The 12,650-nt window shown below is 61.8% G+C and carries 10 protein-coding genes; all 10 read left to right on the top strand.

Annotated elements, in window-relative coordinates; genetic code table 11:
* The first annotated feature begins 255 nt into the window (after nt 1-255).
* Nucleotides 256-3,276, top strand: a complete 3,021-nt coding sequence (locus tag GHO25_RS24215; RefSeq protein WP_153392964.1) for an FAD-binding and (Fe-S)-binding domain-containing protein — start codon at nt 256-258, stop codon at nt 3,274-3,276.
* 63 nt (nt 3,277-3,339) lie between these two features.
* Nucleotides 3,340-4,239: a LysR family transcriptional regulator gene (locus GHO25_RS24210; protein WP_153392961.1), complete on the top strand. Its 900-nt coding sequence runs from the start codon at nt 3,340-3,342 to the stop codon at nt 4,237-4,239.
* 400 nt (nt 4,240-4,639) lie between these two features.
* The gene (locus tag GHO25_RS24205; protein ID WP_048369918.1) at nt 4,640-5,284 is read left to right on the top strand and encodes a TetR family transcriptional regulator C-terminal domain-containing protein; all 645 of its coding nucleotides are present in this window, start codon (nt 4,640-4,642) and stop codon (nt 5,282-5,284) included.
* A gap of 96 nt (nt 5,285-5,380) precedes the next feature.
* A complete protein-coding gene (locus GHO25_RS24200; RefSeq protein ID WP_153392958.1) occupies nt 5,381-6,310 on the top strand; it encodes a PDR/VanB family oxidoreductase in 930 nt (309 codons plus the stop codon).
* Between the two features lie 2 nt (nt 6,311-6,312).
* Nucleotides 6,313-7,560 carry an amidohydrolase family protein gene (locus GHO25_RS24195; protein WP_153392955.1) on the top strand — a complete coding sequence of 416 codons (1,248 nt, stop codon included), beginning with the start codon at nt 6,313-6,315 and terminating at the stop codon, nt 7,558-7,560.
* A gap of 153 nt (nt 7,561-7,713) precedes the next feature.
* Nucleotides 7,714-8,700, top strand: a complete 987-nt coding sequence (locus GHO25_RS24190) for an ABC transporter substrate-binding protein (RefSeq protein WP_153392951.1) — start codon at nt 7,714-7,716, stop codon at nt 8,698-8,700.
* Complete coding sequence (locus GHO25_RS24185) at nt 8,697-9,524, top strand: ABC transporter ATP-binding protein (RefSeq protein WP_153392948.1); 828 nt, start codon at nt 8,697-8,699, stop codon at nt 9,522-9,524. Before GHO25_RS24190 ends, GHO25_RS24185 begins: the two co-directional genes overlap by 4 nt.
* Nucleotides 9,521-10,339, top strand: coding sequence for an ABC transporter permease (locus GHO25_RS24180; RefSeq protein ID WP_048369913.1), 819 nt, complete (start codon nt 9,521-9,523; stop codon nt 10,337-10,339). Before GHO25_RS24185 ends, GHO25_RS24180 begins: the two co-directional genes overlap by 4 nt.
* Before the next feature lie 30 nt (nt 10,340-10,369).
* Nucleotides 10,370-11,722, top strand: a complete 1,353-nt coding sequence (locus GHO25_RS24175) for an FAD-binding oxidoreductase (protein WP_153392943.1) — start codon at nt 10,370-10,372, stop codon at nt 11,720-11,722.
* A 69-nt stretch (nt 11,723-11,791) separates the two neighbouring features.
* Nucleotides 11,792-12,650 (top strand): CocE/NonD family hydrolase (locus tag GHO25_RS24170; RefSeq protein WP_153392940.1); only part of this gene is annotated, 859 nt, incomplete at its 3' end.

Genomic DNA, 12,650 nt, shown 5'->3' with positions numbered 1-12,650 from the left:
CTCGCTGTCGTTGGCTTCTAATAGAATGCCACCGTGGCGCACAGACGCCTCGGCTTGGGCGAGTCCATGTAATTACAATGGGATTGCGCCCCCATTCATGCATAAACCTCATGCAAAGGCTGCACGTTATACGTTTGCCTTGTGGCGCCAAGACCCTGAAAATCCTGCCAAATCAATTTCACCGCGCGAGCGCGTTAGCCAGCTCCATGCGCCGAGTGAATGTAGAACTGAATTTGCCTGCAGGAAAAACCACCGATGATCGCCCGCCTCGCCCCCCTCCACCGTCTTGATGACGCTTACCAACGTTTTCTAAGCGCACTGACAACGGAAGGCTTCAAGGGTGAAATCGCCAGTGATTTCGGCCTCAGAACCGTGCTGGCCACCGACAACTCCATTTATCAACGCTTGCCGCAGGCTGCGGTGTTCCCCAAAGATTACGCCGATGTCGAATGCCTGAGCGCACTCGCTGCGCGGCCGGAGTACCGCTCCATCGTGCTGACCGCGCGTGGCGGCGGCACGGGCACCAACGGCCAGTCGCTGACCGACGGGCTGGTGGTCGATCTGTCCCGCCACCTCAATAACATCCTCGAAATCAACGTCGAAGAGCGCTGGGTGCGCGTGCAAAGCGGTGTGGTCAAAGACCAGCTCAACGCAGCACTAAAAGCCCACGGCCTGTTCTTTGCCCCCGAGCTGTCCACCTCGAACCGGGCCACCATCGGCGGCATGATCAACACCGACGCCAGCGGCCAGGGCAGTTGCACCTACGGTAAAACCCGCGACCACGTGCTCGAACTGTCGACCGTGCTGCTGGGCGGCAAACGCCTCGACAGCCAGGCGCTGGCAAACGAACTGGCGCACCGCCAGGCCGAGCGCAACGACGTGATCGGCGAGGTCTATCGCTGCGCCCAAGACATTGCCGATAACCAGCAACAACTGATCAAAGAAATCTTCCCGCCGCTCAACCGCTGCCTCACCGGCTATGACCTCGCCCACCTGCGCGAAGCCGATGGGCGTTTCAACCTCAACAGCCTGCTGTGCGGCTCTGAGGGCTCGCTGGGTTTTATCATTGAAGCCAAGCTCAACGTGCTGCCCATTCCGCAGCATTCAATTTTGGTCAACGTGCGCTACGCCAGCTTCATGGACGCGCTGCGCGATGCCAAGGCGCTGATGGCCCTCAAGCCGCTGTCGATCGAAACGGTGGACTCAAAAGTCCTGATGCTGGCGATGAAAGACATCGTCTGGCATGGCGTCGCCGAATACTTCCCCCAGGACCCGGCCACACCCACCCTGGGCATCAACCTGATCGAGTTCAGCGACGACGATAACGAGCGCCTGGAGCAGCGCGTTCATGACTTTATCGAACACTTGAACACCGACAACGGCGTGCGCCGCCTGGGCCATACACTGGCGGTGGGCAGTGAAGCGGTGAAACGCGTCTACACCATGCGCAAACGCTCTGTGGGCTTACTCGGCAACGTGCAGGGCGAGGCCCGGCCGCAGCCCTTTGTAGAAGACACCGCCGTGCCGCCGGAAAACCTCGCGGACTACATCGCTGAGTTCCGCGCCCTGCTGGACAGTTACGCACTGGAGTACGGCATGTTCGGCCACGTCGATGCCGGGGTGTTGCACGTGCGCCCGATCCTCGACATGAAAGACCCGCGCCAGGCGGCGCTTATCCGCCCGATTTCCGATGGCGTGGCGGCCCTGACGCACAAATACGGCGGCTTGCTGTGGGGCGAGCACGGCAAAGGCCTGCGCTCTGAATACGGGCCTAAATACTTTGGCGCGCTGTACCCGGCGTTGCAGGCGATCAAAGCCGCGTTCGACCCGTTCAACCAGCTCAACCCCGGCAAAATCGCCACCCCGGCGCAGGTCAGCACGGCCCGCCTGACCCGCGTCGACGAAGTGCCGCTGCGCGGTGATCTGGACCGGCAAATCGACGAGCGCGTGTGGCAAAGCTACCAAAGCGCCGTGCACTGCAACGGCAACGGCGCCTGCTACAACTTCGACCCCGACGACGCCATGTGCCCGTCCTGGAAAGCCACCCGTGATCGCATCCATTCGCCTAAAGGCCGCGCTTCGCTGATGCGTGAATGGCTGCGCCAGCAAGGGGCGCAAGGCGTGGACCTGCTGGGCAATTACTCCACCGGCGTGCTGCGCAGAACCCGCAACTCACTGGCCAGATTGCTGGGCGAGAAAGACTTCTCCCACGAAGTGTATGACGCCATGGCCGGCTGTCTGGCGTGCAAATCCTGCGCAGGGCAATGCCCGGTCAAGGTCAACGTGCCGGATTTTCGCGCGCGTTTTCTGGAGCTCTACCACAGCCGCTACCTGCGCCCGCTCAAAGACTACGCCGTGGGCTCGCTTGAATTCAGCATCCCGCACATTGCGCGCTTCCCGAGGCTGTACAACGCCTTGATGAGCGCTGCGCCAGTTAAATACCTGCTGGAACGCGTGGTCGGTATGGTCGACAGCCCGCTGCTGAGTCTGATGGATTTCCATGCCGTGTGCGCGCAATGGAACGTGCAAATCGCCACGCCGAAAACCCTTTCACGGTTGAGTGACGAGCAGCGCAAGCGCAGCGTGATCCTGGTGCAGGACGCCTTTACCCGCTATTTCGAAACGCCATTGGCGGCACAATGGATCGAGTTGATTGCCCGGCTGGGCTATCAGGTTTACCTCGCGCCCTTCTCGCCCAACGGCAAACCGTTGCAAGTGCAGGGCTTTCTCGGGGCCTTTAAAAAGACTGCAGCCAACACCGCCAAAGGCTTGATGGCACTGGAGCAAAGCGGCATACCGCTGGTGGGCCTCGACCCGGCCATGACCCTGGTGTACCGCCAGGAATACGCCAAAACCCTCGAACAAGGCCGCGCGCCGCAAGTGGCCCTGCCGCAAGAGTGGCTAGTGACGGCATTGCCCGATACGCTCAAGCACGGCGCACCGCAGGTGTACCAGTTCTTGGCGCACTGTACCGAGCGCACCAACGAGCCGGGCAGCGTTGATCTGTGGAAGAAGGTTTTTGAAGGCTTTGGCCTTACGTTGCAGGTGCTGCCCAGCGGCTGCTGCGGCATGTCCGGGACTTACGGCCATGAAGCCCGCAACGCCAAGACCTCTGCGGTTATTTATTCGCAGTCCTGGCAGCCGTTGGTCGAACGGCACATGCCGAGCGGCAACCTGATTGCCGACGGCTACTCCTGCCGCAGCCAGGTCAAGCGCCATGAAGGCAAAGCGTTGCAGCATCCATTGCAGGCACTGCTGGGCCACCTGCGCCAGTGAGGTGAGTTGTTTGGGTGGGTGATTGATGGCAGGCTGCTCGCATTCGTTGCGATGAGAATAAAAATGGATAATTTTTCCCAGATGCAAGCCTTTCTGTGGGCGCACGAACACGGCAATTTCTCGGTGGCCGCCAGGGCGAACGGAATCACCCCGTCCACCGTCAGCAAGCTGATCAGCCGCCTCGAAAACCGCCTGCAAGTGCGCCTGTTCCAGCGCGGCAACCGCAGCCTCACGCTCACAGAAGAAGGCTCGGCCTACCTGGTCAGCGCACGTAAAGTCATGAACGCCATGGCCGAAGCCGACTCTTTGGCTGAGGCCTTCCCGACCCAGGTCAGCGGCGCGCTGCGCATCCACACCATGACCACCTTCGCTAAACACCAGATCATGCCCTGGCTGCCGGAGTTTATGGCGACCTACCCAGGCCTCACGGTTGATTTGCAGGTCGGGCCACAATATGTCGACCACTTTGACCAGGGCCTGGACATCGCCATTCACAGCGGCGTGTTGCCGGACTCATCCCGTGTGGCACGCAAAATCGGTGAAAGCGCGTGGATCATCTGCGCCTCCCAGGAGTACCTCGCCCGTAAAGGCACGCCCAATCACCCGGAAGACCTGCTCAACCACGACTGCTTCAACTTTGCCTTTAACAGCGCCTGGAACAACTGGCAGTTCAGGGTCGACGGCGAGACCGTCACGGTGGCCATCAAGCCCAAGGCGGTCTTTGCCCAAGGGGATTTACAGCGTGACATCGCCTTGAACGGCGGCGGGATCGTCAAGCTTGCGCAGTTCCATATAGGCGCAGACCTCAAGGCAGGCAGGCTGGTGCCCTTGCTGCAGACCTACGACATCCCGTCCAAAGAGCCCATTTACCTGATCTACACCCACCGCAAAAACCTGAGCCCGCGCATACGCGTGTTCAGGGATTTTCTGGAACAGAAACTTAAGGCATCGCCTTGGGACTAAACCACTCACCGTCCCTGTACGTCTTCGACGCCGCGCTGTCGCGCAGCAAACAGGCTACCGAGAATCTTCAGCATCCCCCAATCGGTTCCCTCTCCTTCGGGAGTGGGCTAGGGTGAGGGGGGCTCTTAGATCAAGATCAAAAGATCGCGAGGCAAGCTCGCTCCTACAGGGCCTTAGGAATCAATCACTTATTTGTGTTTGATAAGAGTGAGCTTGCCTCGCGATCTTTTGATCCTGCGTGTATGCACAGCTCCGTGGCGGATGGGGTTGGCTTGCACCGACCTCGCCCCGGCCCCGTTTAATGGGTACGCTTAGGCCAGATTCCGGGCAATACGCGCCAATGCGCCGCGCTGCTCTGGAATGGTTCAAAAAATCATCAAATTTGCCACGGGTGCACTAAATGAATGCAATCGAGAAGCCTAAGAAGCGGTCCGCAACCGCCAAATTGAGTCGTCAGGAAGTTCTTCACAATATCCGCGCGGCCGCTATCAGTGAATTCAGCCTGCACGGTTTCAACGGCGCCTCGACGCAGTCCATTGCCAAACGCGCCGGGATGACCAAATCTCAGTTGCACTACTACATCGAAGACAAAGAACAGCTCTACACCGCGATTCTCGAACAGATCTACATCAAGTGGGCCGCGCTGTTCTCCCTGGACAAAGACAGCCAGACGCCCGCGCAAGTGATCGCCGACTACGTACGCAAAAAGCTCGATCTGGCGTTGCAAGAACCGGAATTGTCCCGCGTCTTCACCCACGAGCTGATCAGCGGCGGGCATCGCCTGCAGCCCTTCTGGGAGAACGCGACGCCCTGGACCGAGAAGAGCATCGAGCGCATCCAGAGCTGGTTGGATGCCGGCGAAATACGCGCCCTCAACCCCCGCTTGTTCCTCATGCACATCTGGGCGATGACCCAGTACTACGCCGATTACGCCCTGCAAGCGGAGCGCGTGCTGGGGCAATCCCTGCAAGTGCCGGAGCTGCGCGCAGAAATCCTCGATGAACTGGTCAATTTTGTGCTCATTGGTGCCGGTCTAAACCGCTAAACCCTCCCCCCTTCACACCTCAAAAAACGTCACGCAGCGGCGCTGGCATAGACATTGCTTTTTACAAACCATTCGATCAAACCGATTGGTCAAAAAATGTCAAAAGCCGCTGATGTCCAAGTTTTCGTTCAACACCGTTACGCACTGACGCCAACTATTGACTGCTGGCGTCTGGCCCGTCGCGACGGTGCCCCGCTACCGCCATTCAGTGCTGGCGCGCATGTCGAGGTGCAGATCGCGCCGGGTGTGCGGCGAGCCTATTCACTGTGCAGCGACCCCGCGCACACCGAGTTTTATGAGATTGCGGTCAAACACGAAGTCGATGGCCGTGGCGGCTCACGAGCGCTGCATCAATTGGCGCAGATCAACAGCGATCTGAGCATCGGTGCACCGCGCAATCTGTTTGCACTGACCCACGAGCCGGGCCTGCATGTGCTGGTAGGTGCCGGGGTCGGCCTGACACCCCTGATCGCCATGGCGCACAGCTTGCATCACTCGGGTGAAGCGTTTCAGTTGATCGCCAGGGTGCGTCAGCGTGAAGACCTGCTCTTTGCCCCGTTGCTGGAGCAAGGGCCGTGGCGCGACTGCGTGACCGTGAGCTACAGCAGCCAAGGTGCGCTTGAGCTGCCGGACAACGCCGCCCATGTGTACTGCTGCGGCCCGGACGGTTTCATGCAGGCGGTCCAGGCGCATTACTCGGCGCTGCCAGACGCTCACTGGCATCAAGAGCACTTCAGCGCCAGCGCCGTGAGCACCGGGAGCGAACACGGCTACCGACTGCTGTTGTCGGCCAGCGGCCGGGAGATTGAAGTCGCCGCCGGACAGCGCCTGATCGATGCCCTGCGGGTCAACGGCGTGGCGTGCGAAACCGTGTGCGAACAAGGGGTATGTGGCAGTTGTGTGGTGGGTTGGCAGGACGGTCGCCCGCGTCATCAAGATGAATGCCTGACCGACGAGGATCGCCAGTCATACGTTGCCCTGTGCTGTGCCGGCTGTGATTCCGACAGCCTGACACTGGAGCTCTAGCGATGGCCCTGCAGCTCAATAATCTTCGCCTTCCCGCCTGGCTCTTGCCTGCGACCTGGCCACGCACAGCGGGCCAGCCTGAAACGGCACGGCTCGATATCGACGACGGCATCGTTACCCGCGTGCAACCGGCCAGCGGCCCCGGTAAGGGCCTCGACTGCCTGGGCGCACTCGCCCTGCCCGGCCTGGTTGAGCCCCACGCGCATCTGGACAAAACCTACACCCGCCGTCGCTTGGGCGCGATAACACCAGGCCTGCTGGCGGCCATTGAAGCCACCCAGGCTGATCGCGCTTTCTGGACCCCGGAAGATCTGCGCCAGCGCGCCAGCCGTGCGCTCGGGCAAGCCCGCAGCCACGGAGTGACGCACCTGCGTACCCACCTCGACTGGTGGAGTGCCGAAACGCCGACCGCCTGGCAGGTGATCCGCGAGCTGGCTCAGGACACGTTTTTTCATCTTGAACAGGTGGCCTTGTTGCCGCTGCCACTGTTGGCCGACAAGACGGTAGTGCAGCGCATTGCCCACACCCTGGCCAATGACACCCAGGCCCCGCGCAGCGTGCTGGGCGCGTTTATCCATAGCAGCAATTTCAATGCGCAGGCGCTGCACAACTTGCTGGCCTGTGCCGCCGAGGCCGGGCTAGATCTGGACCTGCACATTGATGAAGAACTGAACAGCGCGGCGTGCGGGCTGGCAACCGTTGCCCGTGCGGCCACGGCCATGCAGTTCCCCGGGCGGATCGTCTGTAGCCACGCCTGTGCGCTCTCGACCTACCCAGAGGCTCAGGCCCAGGCCACCCTGGATGACGTCGCCCGAGCGCCCATTACCCTCGTCGCGCTGCCCGCGACCAATCTGTATCTGCAAGACGCCGTGCATGGCCGAACCCCCAGGCTGCGCGGCCTGACCCTGCTCAAGGAGGCCCGCCTGCGAGGCATTGCGCTGCTGCTGGGCAGTGACAACGTGCAAGACGCCTTTTGCCCGATCGGCAACTACGACCCGCTGAGCACGTTGCAACTGGCGGTGCTGAGTGCGCAGCTCGATGACGTATTCGACACCTGGTCGCAAACCGTGTGCCGCGCCGACTGGCTGAGCCGCGCCGAACATGGCGCCGACCTGCAGGGCAAGGCCGCCCACCTGACGCTGCTGCACAGCACCGACCCTTACAGCTGGCCTGCCGACACCGCACGCAGCGTGCTGCACGGTGAACACGTGCCCGAGGCCTTCACCACGTATCTGCGGGGGCTGGCATGAGCGCCGCCTCGTGGCTTCAGACATCGCCATAACCGAGTTCGACCCAGACCCAACAGTGCCCACCAGGACGCCAGCGGGTCGGTAAATGCAGTACCGACCACACCCAGAGTCAATCTTGAAGTCGCCTTATCCCACTTGAGGAGCTCGCTGAGCATGAGATTTGAATCCAAGGTCCGAAATCGTTTGATCCTGCTGGCCGGCCTAACTTGCCTGGGCAGCCAGGCCCAGGCTGCCACGCCCTTTACCTTCATGACCAACTGGTACGCCCAGGCCGAGCATGGGGGGTTCTATCAGGCCCAGGCAGAAGGCTTGTACGCCAAAGAAGGCCTCGATGTGAGCGTGCAAATGGGCGGGCCGCAGGTCAATGCCATTCAACTGCTGGCGGCTGGCCGGGCGCAGTGCATCCTGAGTGAAGACATCGCGATCTTTTCGGCGCGTCAGCAAGGCGTGCCGCTGGTCATGGTGGGCGCGACCTTCCAGCATGACCCGGTCGTGGTGATTGCCCATGATGATGTCGCGACCCTCAAGGATGTGCGCAACAAAACCATCCTGATCTCCAGCTCTGTGCACTCCAGCTGGTGGCCATGGGCGAAATCGCAACTCGGTTTCAGCGACGAACACACCCGCCCCTACAGCTTCAACGTTCAGCCCTTCATGGCCGACAACAACCTGGCGCAACAGGGTTACTTGACCTCTGAGCCTTACTCACTGACCAAGGCTGGCGCCACGTTCAAGGTCTACCCGCTGAGCGAGGCGGGCTACCCGCCCTATGGCAACTCCATTGCCTGTGACAGCCGCTGGGCCGATGCGCACCCCGACGCGCTCAAGGCCTTTGTGCATGCCTCGATGCTGGGTTTCAAGCACTACCTGGATAACCCGGCGCCCGGCAACAAGCTGATTCGTGAAGCCAACCCGGCCATGACCGAAGACCAGCTTGATTACTCGGTGCAGAAACTGCGCAGCACCGGCCTGGTGACCGGCGGCGATGCACAGACCGGCGGTATCGGCGTCATCACCCCGGCGCGTATGAAGCAGACCTGGGACATGGCCGTGCAGTACGGTTTGATCGATAGCGCGAAGGTGCCGCTTGATCAGACGTACACCACCCGTTTCATCGAGCAAGCACCGGTGATGCCATGAAGATTGCCTCTCTGGTGCCCCCCGCACCCACCACGACAACCGCCAGCGCGCCGATGGCCATTGAAGCGCTGTCGGTCGAAAAGGTGTATGCCAATGGCACCCAGGCACTTCGCCCGGTCAACCTGAGCATTGCTGAAGGCGAGTTCATTACGCTCCTGGGCCCCTCGGGCTGCGGCAAGAGCACCTTGCTCAAGATGGTCGCCGGGTTGATCGAACCCAGCGACGGGCGCTTGTTGCTCTGGCGCAAGCCGGTCAACAAACTGGCCAGCACCGGCAAACACCTCTCCTATGTGTTCCAGGAGGCCACCCTGATGCCTTGGAACAGCGTGCTTAAAAACGTGCGCCTGCCCCTGGAGCTTGAAGGTGTGCCGCCCCGGGAAGCCGACCGTCGCGTGGCGACTGCGCTGCAACGGGTGGGTTTGGAGAAGTTCGCCGATGCGCTGCCCCGGGAGTTGTCCGGCGGCATGCAGATGCGCGCCTCCATCGCTCGCGGGCTGGTGGTCGAGCCCAACTTGCTGCTGATGGATGAGCCGTTCGGGGCGCTGGACGAAATCACCCGAAACGCCCTGGACAGCGACTTGCTGGACCTCTGGCAGCGCCACCAGTGGACGGTGATGTTCGTCACCCACTCCATTCACGAAGCGGTGTTTTTGTCGCAACGGGTGATCGTCATGGCGGCGCGTCCGGGACGCGTGGTCGCCGACATCAAGATCGACGAGCCCTTTCCGCGCGACGAGTCGTTTCGCCTCTCCAAACGCTTCAGTGAATACGCCATGCATTTACATCACTTACTGGTGGCCGCCAGTCAGGAGTCAGCCTCATGAGCGGTTCTGTCAAAGCCACACCCTGGATCGCCAATCCGGCCCGGCAACGCATCATCATCCCGCTGGTGATTGCCATCGTTCTGGTGGTCGCCTGGCAATTGGTGCTCACGGCACTCAAGGTGCCCGCCTACCTGATCCCCACGCCGGTGATGATGTTCACCGCGCTGATTCAGGACTGGGGCGTGCTAGGGCCTGCGCTGCTGTTCACGCTGAAAATCACCGCGCTGTCGTTCGTGCTGTCGGTGCTTATCGGCGTGCTGGTGGCGTTCATCTTCGTGCAGAGCCGCCTGATTGAACTGGCGTTTTTCCCCTACATCGTGCTGCTCCAGGTCACGCCGGTGGTGGCAGTGGCGCCGTTGATCATCATCTGGGTCAGCAACACCACCCTGGCGATGGTGCTCTGCGCCACGTTGATGGCGGTGTTTCCGATCATCTCCAACACCGCACTGGGGCTGCGCAGTGTGTCACCGGGGCTGCTGGCGTACTTCAAGCTGCGCCGCGCCAGTCGCCTGCAAGTGCTGCTGCGCCTGCGGGTGCCCACGGCGTTGCCCTACTTTTTTGCCGCGCTGCGCATCTCCAGCGGCCTGGCGCTGATCGGCGCCGTGGTGGCCGAGTTCGTCGCCGGCACCGGCGGCACCAACACGGGGCTGGCCTATCAGATTTTGCAGGCCGGGTTCCAGCTCAACATCCCGCGCATGTTTGCCGCCTTGTTCCTGATTTCTGTGGTCGGTATCGCGCTGTTTGCGGGGATGTCGCTGTTGTCCAACAAGGCCATCGGGCGCTGGCACGACAGTGAATCCGACCGTGGCGCGTGACCTTTTCAACCTCTCCTTGCAGGTGTGTTCATGACTGATCAAAAAACTCGCGTCCAGGCCTTGTGTGCAGCATTGCCCGAGCTGGACTGGATTAGCAGCGCGTTCCAACTCAAACGCCTGTCCAAAGACTTTCACTGGTTCAGCCCGATCCTGAAGAACGATCTGGCGGACTGCGTGGCCGACCTGGCGGTCAAGCCGCGTAACGTTGAGGAACTGCGCCAGATCGTCGCCGCCTGCAGCGCGGCGGCCATCGGCATGACCCTGCGCGGGGGCGGCACTGGCAACTACGGTCAGGCCGTGCCCTTGCAGGGCGGGCTGGTGATTGACATGGGCGGCCTGAGCGACGTGCAGTGGGTGCGCGACGATGTGGTCTGCGCCCAGGCAGGAATCCGCCTTGCGGTACTGGAAGACGCGCTGCGTGAAAATGGCCGGGAGCTGCGCTGCATGCCGTCCACCTACCGCATGGCGACACTGGGCGGTCTGTTCGCGGGCGGTTTCGGTGGTATCGGTTCGATCACCTACGGGCCGTTGGCCGCCCATGGCACCTTGCTGGCTGCGCGTATTCTCACCGTTGAAGCCGAGCCACAGATTGTCGACATACGCGGCCCCGAACTGCTGCTGCTCAACCACAGCTATGGCACCAACGGCATCGTCCTGGAGCTGGAGATTGCCGTGGCGCCAGCGCAAGAGTGGGACGAGTACCTGTTGAGCTTCCCGAGTGCCGACGCCGCGTTTCATTGCGCCGAAGCCCTCGCGCAAAGCCCCGCCATCAGCAAGCGCAACATCGCCTTTTTCGAGGCCGGCGTGGTCAATTACTTCACGGAGCTGAGCGCATACCGCAGCGCCGACGAACATGCCGTAATCACCGCGCTGACGCCCGCAGGCCGTGAGCCGCTGGAACAGTTGCTGGCAAGCTTTGGCGGGCATATTGCCGTGGCCAAAACCGCCGCCGAGGTACGGGAAACCGGCCACACACTGCTGGAGTATTGCTGGAACCACACCACGCTTCACGCGTTGAAAGAAGACAAGAACCTCACCTACCTGCAGACCGGCTACGCGTATGGAGAGACCTGGCAACAACTGCAGGCCATCGCCCAGTGGCATGAGCCCGGCGAAGTGATGAGCCACCTCGAATTCATTCGTGACGCACAAGGCCGCGTGCTGTGCGTGGGCATGCCGCTGGTGCGCTACCAGACGCCAGAGCGCCTCCAGGCGGTGATGGCGGCTCACCGCAGTTGCGGCATCCGGATCGACGACCCGCACGTGTTCCATCTCGAAGACGGCAAACACGGGGGCGTGCTTGACCCGCAGGTGCTGGTGCTCAAGCGGCGCTTTGACCCGGCCGGGCTGCTCAACCCCGGCAAGATCCGGGGCTGGCGTTAATTCCCTGACCGCACCGCCCCTGGCACTGGGGCGCTGCCTGAAACGTGTTGCTGCGAGGTTCACGCGATCATGAGTTCTACGTTCATCTATCCAGGGTTGCTTGAGGTTCAGGCCCCTGAAACGCTGTCGATGACCACCGCCGATGGCGTCCGGCTGGACGCCGATGTGTATCGTCCGGTTGGCACGGGGCGCTTCCCGGTGCTGTTGATGCGTCAGGCCTACGGGCGGCGCATCGCTTGCACGTTGTGTTACGCGCATCCGTCCTGGTATGCCGCCCATGGCTACCTCGTGGTGGTGCAGGACATTCGCGGTCGTGGCACCAGCGAAGGGACGTTCCACCCGGGCCGCCACGAAGAAGCCGACGGCGCCGCCGCCGTTGAATGGGCCGCGCAACTGCCCCGTTCTGACGGTCAGGTCGGGATGTATGGGTTTTCTTACCAAGGCTGCGCGCAATTGCTCGCAGCCGCAGGCGATTGCCCGTCGCTCAAAGCCGTGGCTCCGGCCATGGCCCCTTGGGACATTGGCCGTGGCTGGATGTACGAAAACGGCGCCATGCAGCTCAAGCAAATGGTCGAATGGGGCGTGCAAATCAGCGCCGAAGCCTCACGCCGCCAAGGCGATGCTCAGGGTTATGCCCAGCACAAGGCATTTGCCGCTGCGCCCGACTGGCAGCAGGCCGTTTCGGCGCAACCCTCGGTGCTGACCGAACACGCCGAGCAATCGCATTACCAGGACTGGCGCCAATGGCCCGTCGACGATGCCAACTGGGCCGCGATCTCACCTTATGCCAAGGCCGAACAGATCGCCGCCCGCGCCTTGCCCACCCTGTTGATCGGCGGTTGGTTCGATACGTTTATCAACGGCACGCTGGCGGCGTTCCATGAGCTGACGCGGCTCAAGCACCCTGCCCTGCGCCTGGTGGTGGGCC

The organism is Pseudomonas sp. FSL R10-1350 (genome assembly GCF_009600525.1).
GTDB classification, from domain to species: domain Bacteria; phylum Pseudomonadota; class Gammaproteobacteria; order Pseudomonadales; family Pseudomonadaceae; genus Aquipseudomonas; species Aquipseudomonas helleri.
Note: the sequence above shows the minus strand (reverse complement) of the source record. Positions and strands in the feature narration are given on the sequence as shown.